This window comes from Streptomyces mayonensis, from assembly GCF_018982965.1.
GTDB lineage: Bacteria > Actinomycetota > Actinomycetes > Streptomycetales > Streptomycetaceae > Streptomyces > Streptomyces mayonensis.
The window spans coordinates 1-17,280 of the sequence record NZ_JACBYP010000087.1; the positions used below are offsets into that span (position 1 = coordinate 1).

The 17,280-nt window shown below is 72.1% G+C and carries 15 protein-coding genes and 1 pseudogene; 15 read left to right on the forward strand and 1 reads right to left on the reverse strand.

Annotated features, from left to right (window positions below; translation table 11 throughout):
* Positions 1-179 precede the first annotated feature (179 nt).
* Positions 180-350, forward strand: a pseudogene (locus HZS56_RS26850) (pirin family protein); the annotation flags it as partial.
* 606 nt (positions 351-956) lie between these two features.
* Positions 957-1,727: a hypothetical protein gene (locus HZS56_RS26855; RefSeq protein WP_216723361.1), complete on the forward strand. Its 771-nt coding sequence runs from the start codon at positions 957-959 to the stop codon at positions 1,725-1,727.
* 160 nt (positions 1,728-1,887) lie between these two features.
* On the opposite strand, the gene HZS56_RS26860 is transcribed toward HZS56_RS26855, so the two are convergent.
* A complete protein-coding gene (locus HZS56_RS26860; protein ID WP_216723362.1) occupies positions 1,888-3,837 on the reverse strand; it encodes an ATP-binding cassette domain-containing protein in 1,950 nt (649 codons plus the stop codon).
* A 496-nt stretch (positions 3,838-4,333) separates the two neighbouring features.
* Between HZS56_RS26860 and HZS56_RS26865 the strand changes: the two genes are divergently transcribed.
* From HZS56_RS26865 to HZS56_RS26925, 13 genes are all read left to right on the forward strand, one after another.
* On the forward strand, positions 4,334-5,113 hold the full coding sequence (locus tag HZS56_RS26865; protein WP_216723363.1) for a LamB/YcsF family protein: 780 nt from the start codon (positions 4,334-4,336) through the stop codon (positions 5,111-5,113).
* Positions 5,110-5,835: a 5-oxoprolinase subunit B family protein gene (locus HZS56_RS26870; RefSeq protein WP_216723364.1), complete on the forward strand. Its 726-nt coding sequence runs from the start codon at positions 5,110-5,112 to the stop codon at positions 5,833-5,835. The genes HZS56_RS26865 and HZS56_RS26870 overlap by 4 nt, the downstream gene beginning before the upstream one ends.
* The gene (locus HZS56_RS26875) at positions 5,828-6,829 is read left to right on the forward strand and encodes a 5-oxoprolinase subunit C family protein (RefSeq protein WP_216723365.1); all 1,002 of its coding nucleotides are present in this window, start codon (positions 5,828-5,830) and stop codon (positions 6,827-6,829) included. The genes HZS56_RS26870 and HZS56_RS26875 overlap by 8 nt, the downstream gene beginning before the upstream one ends.
* An 11-nt stretch (positions 6,830-6,840) precedes the next feature.
* Entirely contained in the window at positions 6,841-8,070 is a 1,230-nt protein-coding gene (locus HZS56_RS26880; protein ID WP_216723366.1) for an aminotransferase class I/II-fold pyridoxal phosphate-dependent enzyme, read from the forward strand.
* A 171-nt stretch (positions 8,071-8,241) separates the two neighbouring features.
* Positions 8,242-9,567: an MFS transporter gene (locus HZS56_RS26885; protein WP_216723367.1), complete on the forward strand. Its 1,326-nt coding sequence runs from the start codon at positions 8,242-8,244 to the stop codon at positions 9,565-9,567.
* Between the two features lie 58 nt (positions 9,568-9,625).
* Positions 9,626-10,651, forward strand: a complete 1,026-nt coding sequence (locus HZS56_RS38500) for a M24 family metallopeptidase (RefSeq protein ID WP_216723368.1) — start codon at positions 9,626-9,628, stop codon at positions 10,649-10,651.
* A 68-nt stretch (positions 10,652-10,719) separates the two neighbouring features.
* A complete protein-coding gene (locus HZS56_RS26895; RefSeq protein ID WP_216723369.1) occupies positions 10,720-11,541 on the forward strand; it encodes an aldo/keto reductase in 822 nt (273 codons plus the stop codon).
* 177 nt (positions 11,542-11,718) lie between these two features.
* A complete protein-coding gene (locus tag HZS56_RS26900) occupies positions 11,719-12,735 on the forward strand; it encodes a 2-hydroxyacid dehydrogenase (protein WP_216723370.1) in 1,017 nt (338 codons plus the stop codon).
* Entirely contained in the window at positions 12,732-13,499 is a 768-nt protein-coding gene (locus HZS56_RS26905) for an SDR family NAD(P)-dependent oxidoreductase (protein WP_216723371.1), read from the forward strand. Before HZS56_RS26900 ends, HZS56_RS26905 begins: the two co-directional genes overlap by 4 nt.
* A complete protein-coding gene (locus HZS56_RS26910; protein WP_216723372.1) occupies positions 13,492-14,499 on the forward strand; it encodes a sugar phosphate isomerase/epimerase family protein in 1,008 nt (335 codons plus the stop codon). Before HZS56_RS26905 ends, HZS56_RS26910 begins: the two co-directional genes overlap by 8 nt.
* A 67-nt stretch (positions 14,500-14,566) precedes the next feature.
* A complete protein-coding gene (locus tag HZS56_RS26915; RefSeq protein ID WP_216723373.1) occupies positions 14,567-15,355 on the forward strand; it encodes an SDR family NAD(P)-dependent oxidoreductase in 789 nt (262 codons plus the stop codon).
* Positions 15,356-15,409: 54 nt separating this feature from the next.
* Positions 15,410-16,147 (forward strand): SDR family NAD(P)-dependent oxidoreductase, encoded by a 738-nt coding sequence (locus HZS56_RS26920; RefSeq protein WP_216723374.1) that lies wholly within the window; start codon positions 15,410-15,412, stop codon positions 16,145-16,147.
* A gap of 19 nt (positions 16,148-16,166) precedes the next feature.
* Positions 16,167-17,255 carry an L-idonate 5-dehydrogenase gene (locus HZS56_RS26925; RefSeq protein WP_216723375.1) on the forward strand — a complete coding sequence of 363 codons (1,089 nt, stop codon included), beginning with the start codon at positions 16,167-16,169 and terminating at the stop codon, positions 17,253-17,255.
* The last annotated feature ends 25 nt before the right edge of the window (positions 17,256-17,280 follow it).

A 17,280-nucleotide genomic window follows, 5' to 3' on the forward strand; every position in this document is an offset into this window, starting at 1 on the left:
TACGCGTGCGGACACTTCGACCACCGCGACCGCGGATGCTCACACTCCTTGAAAAACGAACCCATCCCACGAACCAAGCCAGTGGCACTCACGGTTGCTGACCCTCCAGGACCGATGACGACAGTTTGCTCACCGTCGGCGATCCGGAACGCCGCTGACCTGCGCAAAGGTGTGCAGGATTAGCTATGTTCTGGAACTGGATCGGCCGTACCCAGCAGGAGATCGAGCAGGCCCGCCAGGACTGGATGGAAGGGACACGGTTCGGCGAGGTCAAGGGGTACGACGGGGGCCCGCTGCCCGCACCGGAACTGCCGGCGCTGCCGCTGAAGCCGCGGGGAAGGATCCGCTGACCCGCGGCAGCGGCTGTCGGGCCGGTGACGGCCGCCGGCCGGCCGGTCATGACGTCGGCGATCCGGTCGGTGCCGTCGGAGACCGTCTTCGCGCTGTCGCTGTACAGCTCGGCGGAGATCTACGAACCGGCGCGAAATCCGGCGCGAAATCCAGCGCTGAATCGGATCCGGTGTGCATCGCACGCGCATTGCGCAGCGCTGAAAGAGGGCCGGGAAGCCGATCGTCCGATTGGGCGGGTCATGCGACTTCTCGCCGTTCGCCTCGTATACGGCGGGAAAGGCTGTGACTCTCGTTGAGGCAGCTCCGACAAGGGGCGTGCCTCGACCACGCTGAAACATGGGGAAAAGGGGGAACCCACGTTGAGTCGCAGGACCCGTACCATCACGTTTTCGGTCGTCGCGCTGACCTCGCTCGCGCTGATCGTGCCCGCCTCCGCAGGCGACCAGGGCGGCGCTTCTCAAGCGCCGGCGCCCCAAACCAAGACGGACGCGGTGAAGACGGAGACGGTCTCTCCGTCCTTCACCGGACAGGTGAGGAAGGGAGACGCGACTTTCGGTACCGCACACGTCTCCGATCCGCGCAAGCAGAAAACCACGGAGCGGAATGTGGTCAAGCTCGCCCCCGGCGAGGCGGCCACTCCGCAGCAGATCGTTCCCGAGGGCGTGGACCCGACTGCGGTCAGGGCCGCCGCGGAGGACCTGAAGCTGACGACGTGCCTGTACGCACCGATCGTCACCCCGACCCCGGAACCCCCGTTCGATGACCGGGAGAAGTTCGGGGTGTCCAAGCAGGGCCCGGGGCTGCGGGGCTGGAGTCTGGCGCACGACTCGCAGGGCGGCACGGACTCGGAGCCTCGTACGACCTCGACCCGCATCGACTACGACGTGCCGATCGTCATCCCGGACGACTGGGCGCAGCCCTCGCAGATCACGGGATACGCGAACCCGAAAGTCAAGGGAGCGATCCGGGCCGCGTCGCGCAGATTCACCGCGGGAACCTCGACCGCCAATGGTCAACAATACCTGAACATCGGGATGGAGCGCGACGGAGACGAGTACTGGCAGAGCATGTACGACATGAAGTTCTCCCGGGAAAACGGCCTGGACGAGACCAAGGGGTTCGAAAGCGGCCCGCGGGACGACCCGTTCTTCGCGAACATCGACACCACCCCCGGCCACCTCTACAAGTTCCGGGTGAAATCCCAGTCGCATGTCACGTCGAATCCTGAATTCCTCGCCCCGGCAGCGGCGCAGCTCGACTTCGGCGCTGGGATCGACGCTCCGGCACATCTGATCGAGGACGGGTACATCGAGCCCGACGGGGGATGGAAGACGTTCATCGTCCAGTACAAGTCCCCGTTCGACGTCGAGTGCTGACCCTCGCAGGCATGGGCGACGGTGCCCTCTCCCGACCGACGGGAGGGCACCGTCCCGCCACCCGCAGGTGGGTCATGGGCTGCTGTCTCCGACGCACGGGAGAGGTCGCGCACCCGCCCGTTCCGGGAGGGCGTACGGACGAGTGGGCCGCGCGGGACCGTTAAAGACGACCAGGGGCGTCGCCGCTCATCCGGCGTTGGAGCTCCCACAGGATCCGGAACAACCCCGGCTGCTGCGTGAGCTGGGCGTAGGTGCCCTCCTGGACGATTCGCCCTTGGTCCAGGACCACGATCCGGTCGGCGACGGCCACGTTGGTGAGGCGGTGGGTGATCAGCAGGACGGCGCGGTCCTTGGCCAGTTCGCGCAGGCCGGCGAAGATCCGGTGCTCGGCGCGGGCGTCGAGGGCGGCCGTCGGCTCGTCCATCACCAGCAGCGCCGCCCGCCGGTGGAACGCACGGGTGAGGACCAGGCGCTGCCACTGTCCGCCGGAGAGCTGCTGTCCTCCGAACCACTCGCTGGTCAGCAGGGTGTTGAGGCCGGAGCGCAGGCCCGGCAGCATCTCTGCGGCGCCGGACGCCTCGCAGGCGGCGAGCAGGGCCGCGTCGCCGGTGTCGCCCTGCCCGAAGGTGATGTTGTCGCGCATCGTCAGCGGCAGGTAGGTGAACTTCTGCGGTACCAGGGCGACGTGCTCCCACGACCTCCACGGGTCCAGGTCCGCGGTGGAGGCGTGGTCCCAGGCCACGGTGCCTTCGGTGGGCAGGAGCAGTCCGCACAGCAGGCGCGACAGGGTCGTCTTGCCGGAGCCGTTCTCCCCGACCAGCGCCACGATCTCTCCGCGCCGCACGTGCAGGGAGACGTTGCTCAGGCTGTCCTCGGGGGCGCCGTCGTAGCGGTAGGTGACGTCGCGGACCTCGAAGCGCTCCGGAGCCGCGGTCACGGGTGCGGTGCCGCGTGAGTCGGTCATGGCCTGGCCGTGGGCGTTGTCGAGGAAGTTCTGCCAGTCCTGTACGTACCAGCCGGTGCGTACGAGGCGGGCTCCGCCGTTGATGATGCCGCGTACCGAGGTGGTGGCGGTCTGCAGGGCGAAGACGGCGCCGCCGCCGGCCGCCAGGCTCATCCGCCCGGAGGCCAGCAGCCACAGCAGTGCCGCCCAGACGGCGGTCGAGGCGACCCCGCCGGCCACTGCGCCGGCCAGCCCCATCCGGGCACCGGTGTTCGCGGCCTTGCGCTCGGCGGCGTTGACCGAGGCGGCCAGCCGCCGGTACCGCCCGATCAGGAAGGGGCCGGCCAGGCAGGCGCGCATCTCCTCACTGGACTCCTGGTAGGCCATGTGCCAGCGCAGCTTGCCCAGCATCCGGCGCCGCCCGGAGGTCTCCAGCCCGGCGAGGTAGAGCACGCGGGCGGAGCGGACGTACGCGGCGGCCTGCGGCAGGCAGGCGAGGAAGAGAAGGGGGAGGAGCAGGGGGTGCAGGACCGTCAGGACGGTGGCGCCGGCCGCGAGCGTGGCGGTGGCCGCGAGGACGTCCTGTGCCTCCTCGACGAGGTCGGGGGTGACCTGGGCGCCGCGGTCGGCGATGTCGTAGGCGTCGTTGTAGCCGGGCTTGTTGTTGGCGGCCAGTTCCGCGCCGAGCGCGGCCTCGATCATCGTCAGCTCCGCCGCCCGGCCGAGCACCGGGCGCAGCCGGCCGGTCAGCCAGACGACGGCGATGCCCAGCAGGGCCCGCAGGCCGGTGGCGGCGGCGATCACGGCCAACTGCGGGGCGGCGTCCCACAGCCGCTCGGTGATGTCGCCCGAGGACACCAGCGCGGTGATCGTGCCCGTGACGGCCAGGAGGCCGAGGGCCGCGAGGACGCCGGTGCCGACCTGGCAGACCAGCAGGCCGGCGGTCGCGCCGCGGTCCACGCGCCAGGCCGTCCGCACCGAGCGACGCACGAGCGACGGCAGCCGCCGTGCCATGGTGCGCGAGGTCAGCAGGGAGCCGGCCCGCAGCCTCGACTCGTCACGGTAGAGGTATTCCTCCTCTCGAACACCGGCAGCCTGCGGTTCGTCGTCCGGCGCGGTCCCCCTGGGTGGTTGTGGCGGTTGGTTCTGTGCAGTGGCCGAGGTCATCGCTCCCCCTGGGACGGTCGCTGAGGCTGAGTCGTGAGGTCCAACGACACGGCTGCGATATCGAACACACGTCATTCGGTCGTGCTGGGAAGCCCGCGGTTCCCTGCGTCCGCGGACCCTGCGGGCCCCGGCCCCCGGTGTGGCTTGGAGCCGCCGCGGCCAGGACATGGCCGAAACGCCGACACCGGTGTACGGCGTGGGGAGAACGGCGGGGTGTCACCCACCCGTGTCCCCTCCCGGACGCCTCGTCCTGCGGCGGCTCGGCCCCGGCAGCCGGGTTGCCGTGGAACAAGCCCAGCCGGTTCGCGTCCGCATCGCCGCGGGGCGCCGCGATCCGGTCGGCCTGCGTCCGCCCCGGGCTGCCGCCCATCGCGAACCGCGATACGGGCATCCGCCTTCCTGATGTGCGCTTCTTCTTCCGTCCCGCCCGCCCTAGCGTCTGGGCCAGACACGGTCCCGTGGTCTTCCACGTACGCCAAAGGGAGGGAGCAGCACTGTGCCTGCTGTCGATCTGGTCGCCGACCTCGGAGAGAGCTTCGGCGCCTACACCATGGGCAACGACGCCGAACTGCTGAAACTGCTGACGTCCGCCAACGTCGCCTGCGGATTCCACGCCGGGGACCCGAGGGTGATGGACGCCACCGTACGGACCTGCGTAGAGCGCGGCGTGCGGATCGGCGCCCACCCGAGCTTCCCCGACCTGGTCGGCTTCGGGCGCCGGGCGATGGACCTGACCCCCGACGAGGTACGCACCGACGTGCTGTACCAGATCGGAGCGCTGTCCGCGTTCACCCGCGCCCACGGCACCCGCATCGAACACCTTGCTCCGCACGGACGCCTGGGCAACCTCGTCGTCACCCGGCGGGACTACGCCGAAGCCGTCGCCGACGCCGTGGAGGCCTTCGATCCCACGCTGGTCATCCTGATGCAGGAGGGCGAGATGGCCGCCGTGGCCCGCGAACGCGGCCTGCGCATGGCCATGGTGGGCATCGCCGACCGCGCCTACGAGTCCGACGGCACCCTCGTGTCACGCTCGGAGCCCGGGGCCGTCCTGCACGACCCGGACGAGGTCACCCGCCGTACCGTCCGGATGGTCACCGAGGGCCTGATCACCAGCCGCGACGGCACGGACATACCGGTGCGCACGGACTGCGTGCAGCTCCACGGCGACGGACCGGCGGCCCTGGAACTCGCGTCCCGCATCCGCGAGGAACTCCAGGCCGCCGGAGTCCGTCCGGCACCGCTGGACGAGGTGCTGGGCGCGCGGGCCGCATGACGGACCGGCGCGCAGCGACGACGACGGCCGTCTCGCCGTGCGGCGACGCCGCGGTGCGCGTCGCCGTCGAGGGCGAGGACACCGACCAGGTCTGGACGGTCGTGCACCGGCTCGCCGGATGGCTCAACCACGGCGGGATCCACCCCACGGTCACGGCCGTCCCCACCTATGACGCGGTCCTCGTGGAGTTCGACCCGTACTACACCACGGGCGAGGAGATCGCGTCGCACCTCCGCGCCTGGGGGGCCACGGCCGGGACGCAGGGCGCGGCCGGCGGCCGCGTCGTCGACGTGCCGGTGCTGTTCGGCGGCGAGGCGGGTCCCGACCTGGAGTGGGTCGCCGAGGTGACCGGCCACCCGGTGCCCAAGGTCGTCGACCTGGTCTGCGCCGGAGAACCCCTCATCCGCTGCCTGGGCGGCCCGGCGGCCTCCGCCATGCTGGACGGGCCCGACTTCGGCCTGCCGATACCGCGGCTGGCCACCCCCCGGCTGCGGGTGCCGCCGGGCGCGGTGTCCGTCGCCGGCCGGCAGACGGTCGTCGGACCCGTCGCCGCGCCCAGCGGCTGGCGGCAGATCGGCCGGACCCCCCTGGAGATCCTGCGCACCGACACCGAGACGGTGGTTCCCTACCGGCCCGGCGACCGGATGCGGTTCCTGCCCGTCGACGAGAGCACCTACGCGGAGCTGCTCGGCACGCCGATGAGGTACCGGCACGATGACTGACCGCCCCGCCCTGCACATCGACTCCGCCACCCTGTGCGTCGTCACCGACCTCGGACGGGTCGCGGGACCGGCCCGCGGCCTCGCCGTCAACGGTGCCCTCGACCAGTTCGCCGCCCGCGCCGCCAACGCCCTGGTGGGCAACGCGCCCACGGACCCGCTCATCGAGACCACCGGATCCGGGATCACCCTGCGGCCCAGCGACGACGTCCTGCTCTCCGTCACCGGAGCGCCGGCCGAACCCGCCGTCGACGGCCGTGCGTACCCCGCCTGGGCCCCACTGTCGGTACGTGCCGGTGAGACGGTACGGGTCGGCGTCTCCGACGCCGGACTGCGCGCCTACGTCGCCGTGCACGGCTCCTTCGACGTACCCCGGTTGATGGGCAGTTGTGCCCCCGACTCGATGATCGGTTTCGGCACCCGGGTCGAGGCGGGCAGCGCACTGGCCCTGCGCCGCCCCCATCCACCGCTGGTCAACGGCCGCTTCGGCGCCACCGTGTTCGACTTCGGGCTCCCCCGTGACGTCGGCAGGGTCTCCTCGGCCCTGGACGTGATCGACGGCCCCGACGCCGCCGAGTTCGGACCGGGGCTCCAGCGTCTGTACGACTCCCCGTACACGGTCACCCCGCGCATCAATCACGTCGGGATGCGCGTCGCCGGCCCCGTGCCCCGCCGATCGGTCACCGGCGAGGTGCTCTCACGCGGTGTGCCGGTCGGCGCGATCGAGGCCCCGACCGGGGACGAACTGCTGGTCCTGATGCGCGGCCGGGGCATCACCGCCGGATACCCGGTCCTCGCGGTGGTCACCTCGCGCGCCCTGGACCACGCCGCACAGCTGCGCCCCGGGCAGACCGTCCGCTTCCGGCGCACGACCGCGACCGCCGCCACCGCCGCCCACCTGGAGCGGCGGCACCTGCTGGACCGCGTCGCCCTGCGCGCCCGTACGGCCTTCGCCGCACTCGCGCGACCTCACCCCTCTCGTCCCTCTCGTACCTAAGGAGATACGCCATGGCGAATCCCGAGACGGTCCCGGCACCCGTTCCGGCCGAGCGCATGTCACGTGTCAAGGAGTCACCGAGTTCCCGCGTCGCGGACCGGGTGCGGGACTTCCGGGCGGCGGGCCGCAAGGTGCTGCCGCTGACGATCGGCGAACCCGACTTCGACACCCCCGACCACGTGAAGGAGGCCGCGGTCGCGGCGATCCGCGCCGGCGAGACGAAGTACACCTCGGCGAACGGGACGCCCGCGCTGCGGCGGGCCGTCACCGCCCGGCTGCTGCGCAAGACCGGGCAGTCCTACGGCCCCGGCGAGATCTGCGTGGGCGGCGGCGCCAAGCAGCTCATCTTCCTGGCCTTCATGGCCACCCTGGACGAGGGTGACGAGGTCGTCGTCCCGGCCCCGTACTGGGTGTCCTATCCCGACATGGTCACCGTCAACGGCGGCGTACCCGTCGTCGTCCCCGCCACCGCGGCAGAGGGCTACAAGCTCACCCCGGACCGGCTCCGCGAGGCCCTCACCCACCGGACCAAATGGGTCGTCCTGAACACCCCCAACAACCCGACGGGCGCCGTCTACAGCGAGGCGGAGCTGCGCGGACTGACCGACGTCCTCCGTGACCACCCGCAGGCCTGTCTCCTCTGCGACGAGATCTACGACGAGATCAACTACGGTGCGGGGCCGGTACCCAGCGCCGTGTCCGTCGCCCCCGACCTCAAGGACCGCATCCTCCTCGTCAACGGCGTCTCGAAGGCCTACGCCATGACCGGCTGGCGGATCGGTTACGGCGCGGGACCCGCCGGGCTGTGCGCCGCCATCGGCACGCTCCAGTCGCAGAGTTCGTCCTGCCCCTCCTCGGTCAGCCAGGCCGCGGCGGTCGCCGCGCTCGACGGCGGCCGGGAGTTCATCGACCGCACCGTGGCCGTCTACACCGAGCGGCGGGACCTGCTCGTCTCCGGCCTCGCCGCGATCGACGGCCTGCGCCCGGCGGTGCCCGAGGGCGGCTTCTACGTCTGGGTCGACGCCTGTGCCCTGCTGGGCTCCACGACCCCCTCGGGCCGGCGGGTGGCGACCGACGCGGAACTCGCCGAACATTTCCTGGACACCAGCGGCGTCGTGGTCATCACCGGCGATTCGTACGGCACTCCGGGACATTTCCGCGCCAGTTTCGCACTCTCCTCGGAAATCATCCGCGAAGCCGTCGCCGGACTCGCGCACTCGGTCGAGTCGCTGCGCCGCTGATACGCCGTGGGGTGCCGTGCGGAACAGGTGAACCGTCAGAAATCACTATCTCTAATGCCGGTATAACGAGCAGAATTCCAGGTGCCACCGGGTATACCCACCGGCAATACCGAGGAAATAATGACGGGCCAAAGTTCTGACGACGACGTCACTTTGTGAAAGGTTGTGCCCGTGAACAGCAAGGTACCCGTGGCTCCGCCGCACGCGCAGCCGCCCGCGACCACCACGCGGTCGAAGAAGGTCTCCATCGTCGGGGGACTCATCGGTGTCTTCATCGAGCTGTACGACAACGCCGTGTACGGCTTCGTGGCCGGAACCCTCGCGGTCGTGTTCTTCCCCAGCGACGCTCCCACCACCAGCGTCCTGCTGACCTTCACGGCCTTCGCGATCCCGTTCTTCTTCCGCCCGGTGGGCGCCGCCGTCGCCGGCTCGTGGGGCGACCGGATGGGCCGCAAACGAGTCCTCCTGATCCTCATCACCATGATGAGCCTGTCCACCGCGCTGGTCGGCGCCCTGCCGAGCTACGCGACGGCGGGCATCTGGGCGCCGATCGGCCTGGTACTGCTGCGCTTCGTCCAGGGCTTCGCCATGGGCGGCGAGCCCGGCAACGGCAACTCCTTCCTCGCCGAACACGCCGGCGACGGACGTCGCGGACAAGTGGTCAGCTACGCCAACGCCGCCACGTTCGTCGCCATGCTGCTCGGCACCCTCTTCGCCGCCCTGCTCACCGCGGTGCTCAGCACCGGGCAGATGGAGGCGTGGGGCTGGCGGCTCCCGTTCCTGCTCGCCCTGCCGCTCGGCATCGTGGGCCTGGTCGTCCGCCGGCTCTCCGAGGAGTCCCCCGAGTTCACCGCCGCCGAGCAGCAGGGCGAGGTGACCGGCAGCCCGCTGAAGGAGGCGTTCGGATCCCCCGAGATCCGCCGCGCCATGGGCCTGACCATCGTGCTGCCGCTGCTCAACAGCTCCGGCTACTTCGTCCTCTTCATCTACATGCCGTCCTTCATGAAGGACGAGATGCACTTCTCCGCCCTGGAAGGACTCCTCGTCACCGCCGTCATGCTGGCCGTCGGCACCTTCGCGGTGCTGTACGCCGGCCGCCTCTCCGACCGGGTCGGCCGCAAGAAGCTCCTCAGCGGCTCGGCGTTCGGCATGGTCGTCATCGGCTTCCCCTGCTACTGGCTGCTGACCCGCGGCTCCTTCGCCACAGCGGTGGCCGGCGCCGTGCTGATGGCCGTCTGCTTCGCCGGCACCAACGGCGTGATGCAGGTGACGCTCGCGGAACTCTTCCCCACCCGGGTACGCACCGTGGCGTACGGCTTCGGCTACAACCTGGGCACCGCCATCTTCGGCGGCGCCGCCCCGCTGCTGATCACCGCCCTCATCGCGGCGACCGGCAGCACCTGGATCCCGGCGATCTACCTCGTCCTCACCTCCGTCGTCGCCGGGTTCACCGCGCTGCGCATCAAGGAGACGGCCTTCGAACCGCTCAAACGCTGACGCCCACCCGGCCGGCGCACCACCCCTGCACACAACCACGCGAAAGGACGGTGGACCCGTGACGACAGCGGCCACGCACCACGCCCCAGCCGCTCTCGACAGGCTCCGCGGCCAACTGGACAAGGCGGGCTTCGGCGCCCTGCTGCTCACCTCGCCCACCGGCCGCCGCCACGCGCTCGGCCCGGCGACCGACGCGACCGCCGTCCTGGTCACGGCCGACGGCACCGTGGCGGGCGCGGCCGGACACCCCGGCGCCGCGGCAGCCGCCGCACTGCGGGCGGCCGGCGTCACGGACGGCGCGGTCGCCACCGAGGACGAGCTGCCCTGCGACCTCCTCGGACAGCACGGTCCGGCAGACGTCCGACTGCGCCCGGCGCCCGACCTGGTCTTCGCCGAACTCGCCTGCTGCGAGCCCACGGAACCACCCGCGTTCGCCGCGGCCGCCGGCCTCGCCGCCGTCGGCTACACGGCCGTCATGGACCACCTGCGCATCGGCATGGACGTACGGGAGCTGTCCGGCAACGTCGACCGGTCCGTCCGCCGGGCCGGGGGACTGCTCGGCTGGTACGACCCGTACGGCGCGGGCGGCGCCGCCGGTTCCGACCTCGTGACCGTCCGGGGCCACGACCCCTCGACCGCCCGGCTGACCGAGGCCTCCCCGGTCCGCTACGTCCTGCACCCGCTGCTCGACGGGACCGCCGGATACGCCGCGGCCACCGCCGTGCTCAGCAAGGCCGACGGCACCCTGCGCACCGCCGGTGACGTCTGTGCCGCCGCGACGGCCGCGCTGCTGGCGGCCCTGCGCCCCGGCGCCCGGCTCACCGACGGGTACGCGGCGTTCGCCCGGGCGGCAGCCGGGCACGCGGCCACCTGCCGGCTGGTCGGGCTGCGCGGCGGCGGGGCGTCGCTGCCGCTGCGGCCGGACAGCGCCCTGGTCGCCGAGCCCGGCATGGTGCTCGGCGTACGGACCGAGGTCCTCGCGCCCGGCCGCGGCGCGGTCGAGCTCGCGGAGACCGTCGAGCTGACCGCGGGCGGCGCCGAGCCCAGGGCGGGCACGCCCCTGCGACTCGTGGAGCTGTACTGACCAGGCCGCCGACCCGCCACGCCCGAGGCCCCGCGAGAGCGGGGACGCCACGCAAGAGGAGAACCGCCATGGGCACCACCCGACCGACCGCAGCGGACCGGGTCCCCACCGCCGACGCGGCAGGGGTCACCATGCCGCTGGTCGGCTTCGGCACGCACCCGATGCGCGGCGAGCAGGCCACCGAGGCCGTGCTCACCGCCTTCTCGGCCGGCTACCGGCTCGTCGACACCGCCACCCGCTACCGCAACGAGACTGCCGTCGGCGCCGCACTCGCCGCCACCGACGTGCCCCGCTCCGACCTGTTCGTGACCACCAAGATGCCCCCCGACCAGGTCGGCCGGGAGCGGCTCACCCTGGAGCAGAGCCTCACCGCCCTGGGCTGCGACCACATCGACCTGTGGCTGATCCACTGGCCCCCGGGCGGTCACCCGGGCGTCACGAGCTGGCGCGAGTTCGTACGCGCCCGCGACGAGGGCCTGGTGAGGGCCGTCGGCGTCAGCAACTACTCCGTCGCCCTCATCGACGCCCTGCACCGCGAGACCGGCGTCTACCCGGCCGTCAACCAGGTGCAGTGGGGGCCCGGCGACCACGACCCGCACTTCGCCGAGGCGATGCGCGAGCGTGGAGTTGTGCTCAGCGCCCACAGCCCGCTGCGCAGCACCGACCTCGACCACCCCGTGCTGCTCGACGTGGCCCGCCGGCACGGCCGTTCACCGCGCGACGTCGTCCTGGCGTGGAACCTGCACCACCGCGTCGCGGTCACCGTGAAATCCGCGCACCGCGACCGCATGGAACGGAATCTGTCCGCCGCCGGCCTCACCCTCTCCCCGGCGGACGTCGAGGCGATCGACGGCCTCTCCACCGTGACACGGGCGGACCGGCGCCCGTAACGAAGGCAGCGAATACCACGGCCGTGCGACGACGGACGACCGTGGTATTCGCATGCCTGTTGCCTCGCACATCAGAATTCTTTATGCCGCCATACGGATAGCCGCTTCGCCTATTTCGCCGGAAGCCACGGAACTACGCTCTCACCCAAGTTCCCGATCTTTCCGAGAAGGGCCGCCGTGGTTTATCAGGTAGTCGTCACCCGAGGTTACGCGGAGCCGGACGGAAGCACCGTGTTCGGCGACATCGGTCTCTCCCGGCTCGCCGACGCCGGACTGGCGTGGCGTGTGCTGGACGAGGAGGTCGCCGAGCTGCGGCCCGATCAGCTCGAGGACGCCGACGCGGTCCTGGTCCTCGGGCACGAGCGGGTCACGGAGAAGTCGATACCCGCCTCCGGACGGCTCCGGCACGTCGCACGGTTCGGTGCCGGCCACGACGCCGTCGACACCGAGGCGTGCACCCGGCACGGAGTACTGGTCACCAACGCCCCCGACGCCGTACGGCGGCCGGTCGCCGACTCCGTGATCGCCCTGCTGTACGCGCTCGCCCACCACCTGGTCGTCAAGGACCGGCTGGTACGGGAGGGACGCTGGGCCGAACGCGGTGACTGGCGCGGCCCCGGACTGACCGGCGCCACCGTGGGCATCGTCGGGCTCGGCGGCATCGGCCTCGAGACGGCACGGCGGGTTCGCGCACAGGGGCTGCGCGTCCTCGGCCACAACCGCAGTGACCGCACCCGGGAGGCGGCCGAGGCGGGCTTCGAGACCGCCCCGCTGGACGACGTGCTGAGAAACAGCGACTACGTGGTCGTCGCGGTCGCCGCCAACCCCGGCACCCGGCACCTCATCGGGGAACGGGAGCTGGCACTCATGCGGCCCACCGCCCGGCTGATCAACGTCTCGCGCGGCGTGGTCGTCGACGAGGACGCGCTCGTCGCACGCCTGTCGGACGGACGGCTGGCCGGCGCCGGGCTGGACGTGTTCACCGAGGAGCCGCTGCACCCGGACAGCCCGCTGACCTCGCTCGACAACGTCGTCCTCGCTCCGCACTCCCTGTGCTGGACCGACCGGTACACCGACGCCGTCTCGGCGAGCGTGATGGCGTCGATCGTCGCCGTGAGCCGCGGCGAACAGCCCCCGGAGACGGTCAACGGCCCCTTCGGCACGCACAACTCCAACAAGAGGGACAGGACATGACGGAGCACAGCACGGGCCGCCGTATCGCGGTCGTCACCGGAGCGGCGTCCGAGCGGGGCATCGGCCGCGCGCTCGCCGCACGACTGGCCGGGGCCGGCTGGCACCTGGGGCTGCTCGACATCGATCCGGAGGTCGAGAAGGCGGCCGCCGAAATCGGCGCCGCACACGGAACCGAAGTGGTCGGCGCCGTCGCGGACATCGCCGACCCGGCCTCCGTGGACGCGGCGGTCACCGCCTTCGAGGAACGGCTGCCGCCGGTCACCGGGCTGGTCAACAGCGCGGGCGTCAGCTCCCCGGTGCCCTTCTGCGACATGGACCTGGCCACCTGGGAACGTGTCATGCGGGTCAACGCCACCGGCACCTTCGTGGTGAGCAGGCGCATCGTGCCCGGCATGGCCGAACGCGGCCACGGCCGGGTGGTGAGCATAGGTTCGACGGCGATGCAGAACGGCGGCGGCACGTACAGCAAGTCCGCCTACGCCGCGTCCAAGGGCGCCGTCGAGGCCTTCAGCCGCAGCCTGGCCCTGGAGGTGGCCCCGAGCGGCGTGACGGTCAACGTGGTCGCGCCCGCCACCATCGACACCGACATCATGGGCGGCCGGATCACCGACGACCGCAAGCCCGCCTTCCTCTCCCAGCTCCCCGTGGGCCGGCTCGGCACCACCCGCGACGTCGCCGCTCTCGTGGAGTTCCTCCTCGGCGACGACGCCGGATACATCACCGGCGCCACCTACAACATCAACGGAGGGCTCCGCATTGGCTGACAGCCCGGCGCCTCCCGCGCCCCCGCACACCGAACGGCCCAGTCTGGCCGCACCCTCCCGCCTCCCGGTGCCGCACGCCCCGGGCGACTGGCCCATCGCCGCCGCCATGCTCCAGTTCCCGCCGCGCGCGGCAGACGGCACGCCGGTGCACGAACTCGGCCCCGACGAGTGGCGCCGCCTCCTGCAGCCCGTCGTGGACGAGGGCTTCACCCACCTCGAACTGGCCACCTCCTGGCTGCCGCTGGGCGACCTGGACCCCGCCCGCCGCACGGCGCTGCGCGAGGTCCTGGCCGACGCCCGGCTCGCCGTGCCCGGAGTGGGCGTCGTCCGCCGCAGTGTCGTCCACCCCAAACGCGGCGAGGAGAACCTCGCCTTCTCGCACCGGACCCTCGACGCGGCCGCAGCCCTGGGCGCGGACGTCGTCTGCCTCGGACTCCACGACGCGCTCAGCCCGCGGCAGCAGCGGGCCCTGTGGTTCTGGACGGTCCCCGGCGACGACGTCCCGCCCCGCACCGATCCCGAGGTGCGCTCCCTCGCCGTCCGACGCCTCCGCGAACTCGCCCGGCACGCGGCCGAGGTGGGCGTGGAACTCTCCCTGGAGCTGTACGAGAACACCTTCCTGGGCAGCGGCGACGAGGCGGTCCGCCTCCTCGACGACATCGGACACGAAGCGGTCGGACTCAACCCCGACCTCGGCAACCTGCTCCGCGTCCAGGGACCGGTGGACACCTGGGAGTACCTGGTGTCGGTCACCGCGCCCCGCGCCAACTACTGGCACGTCAAGAACTACACCCGCCTGGAGGACCCGGCCACCGGCACCGTCCTCACCCATCCCACCTCCCTGGAACTCGGGGTGATCGACTACCGCGCCGCCGTGCGCTACGCGGTCGCCCACGGTTTCCGCGGCACCTTCGTGGTCGAGCACTACGGCGGCGACGGCCTGGGCGTGGGCGCCACCAACGCCGCCTACCTCAGGCGCCTCCTGCCCCGCGCCGGGTGACCGTACCGACGGTACGGAGCCGACCGACCGTACCTGGCCGACCGACCGTACGAACTGGAGAGCCGCCGTGACACTTCCGCCCCCACCCGCCGCGCCGTTCCCCGCGGCCCGCACCGCGATCGTCACCGGAGCCGCCTCCCCGCGCGGCATCGGCCGGGCCACCGCCGCCCGGCTGGCCGCCGACGGCTGGTCCCTCGCCGTGCTCGACCTGGACGAGTCCGCCTGCCGGGACGTGGCGGACCGCCTGGGCGACGAGTACGGCGTGCCCTGCCTCGGCATCGGCGTGGACATCCGCGACCGCGAGGCCGTGGACGCCGCCGTGCACCGTGTCGAGGCCGGACTGCCGCAGCTCGTCGGGCTCGTGAACAATGCCGGGGTCAGCTCGCCCGTGCCGTTCCTCGACGTCACCGACGCCGAGTGGCACCGCGTGATCGACGTCAACCTGCACGGCACCTTCCACGTCACCCACGCGGCGGCCCGGATCATGGCCGAGCGCCGGCTCGGCCGTATCGTCAACATCTCCTCCACCTCCGCCGAACGCGGCGGCGGTGTCTACGGACGCGCCGCCTACTCGGCCTCGAAGGCCGCCCTGCTCGGCCTCTCCCGGACCCTCGCCAGGGAACTCGGCGGCTACGGCATCACCGCCAACTCCGTGGCACCGGGCTCCATCGACACCGACATCATGGGCGGCCGGCTCACCGACGAACGCAAGGCCGTCCTGCTGCGGGACCTGCCCGTCGGACGCGTCGGCACCGTGGACGACGTGGCCGCGGTCGTCGCCTTCCTGCTGAGCGAGGACGCCGGCTACCTCACCGGTGTCACCTACGACGTCAACGGCGGATCGCACATCGCATGACCCGCCCGCACCGGTCCACCCGCACGAACCACCCACACGAAGGACGACACCACCGTGGACGTTCCGTTCACCGCCGACCTGACCGGGAAGACAGCCGTGGTCACCGGCGCCAGCACCGGCATCGGCCATGCCGTCGCCGACCTCTACCTCCGCAACGGCGCGACCGTCATAGGCATCCACCGCCGCGAGAAGGCCGCGCTCACCGGGGCCTACGTTCCGGTGAGCGCCGACCTCGGCGACCCGGAGCAGGCGCGGGAGGCCGCCACCCGGATCCTGGCGGAGCACCGGGTCGACATCCTGGTCAACAACGCGGGCCTCAACCTGCGGCACCCGTTCGAGGAGTTCCCCGTCGCGGACTGGGATCGCGTGCAGCAGCTCAACGTACGCACCGTCGTCGAACTGACCCAGCTCTTCGGCCGCCCCATGCTCGAACGGGGTTCCGGCGCGATCGTCAACCTGGCCTCGATGCTCTCCTTCACCGGCGGCTTCACCGCCTCCGCGTACGCCGCGTCCAAGGGCGCCGTAGGACAGTTCACCAAGTCGGTGGCGAACGAGTGGGCGCCCCGGGGCGTCCGGGTCAACGCCGTCGCGCCGGGCTTCGTCGACACCGAGATGAACGAGGCTCTCGTCGCCGACGAGACCCGCAACCGCCAGATCCTCGAACGCATCCCGGCGGGGCGCTGGGGCACCGCGCAGGACATCGCGGGCGCCGCGCTCTTCCTCGTGTCTGACGCTGCCCGCTTCATGCACGGAACCGTGCTGCCCGTCGACGGCGGCTACCTCGCCCGCTGACCGCAAGGAGATCACCGTGATGAAAGCCGTCGTCGTCCATGGGCCGGGCGACCTGCGCGTGGACGCGCTGCCCGACCCGGAACCGGCCCGGGACCGGGTCCTGGTCCGCATCGTCTACGGGGGCATCTGCGGCTCCGACCTGCACTACGCCGCGGACGGCCGCAACGGCCCCTACACCGTCACCGAACCACTGACCCTGGGGCACGAGGTCGTCGGCGTGGTCGCCGCGGCGGGCCGGGACGCGACCGCCGCGCCGGCCGTCGGCACCCGGGTCGCCGTCCACCCGGCGACCCCCTGCGCACCGCCCGGGGTGTCCGCCCCCACCGGACTGCACCTCGACCCGGACGGCACCTACCTCGGCAGCGCCTCCACCCGGCCGCACACTCAGGGCGGCTTCGTGGAACTGCTGGAGACGCAGCCCTCCCAACTCCGCCCGCTGCCCGCCCGACTGCCCCTGCGCAGGGCCGTGCTGGCCGAGCCGCTCGCCGTCGTCCTGCACGGCACCGCCCGCCTCGGCGAGCGGGTGAGGGGAGCGAGGGCGCTGGTCAGCGGCGCGGGACCGATCGGCGCGCTGGCCGTCGCGGCACTCCGGCACTCCGGCGCCGCCGAGATCACCGCTGCCGACCTCCAGCAGGTCCCGCTGCGCACCGCGGCCGCCGTCGGCGCCACCAGAACCGTGAACCTCGCCGACGGCGCCACGGTGGACCGGGCGGCGTTCGACGTCACGGTCGAGGCCGCGGGCGCCGTCTCCTCGCTCGCCACCGTGCTGGACGCGGTGCGCCCCGGCGGCGCCGTGCTCCAACTCGGCATGCTGCCGCGGGAGGCGGTGCCGGTGGCCATGTCGACCCTGATCGCCAAGGAGCTGACGCTGTACGGCTCCCAGCGCTTCGACACCGAACTGGACGCGGCGATCGACCTCCTGGCCGCCGACCCGTCCCTCGACGCCGTCCTGAGCCACGCGTTCGCCGTCGAGGAGGCCGGAGAGGCGTTCCGCTGCGCGGCCGACCCCTCCCGGTCCGCCAAGACGGTGCTCCGCATCTCCGCGGACCCGGACGCCGGAGCGGCGGACCCGGGCGGCGGCCGCCCGAGTCACGGACCGCGCGGGTGACGCGCCGCCCGGCTCACGGAGTACC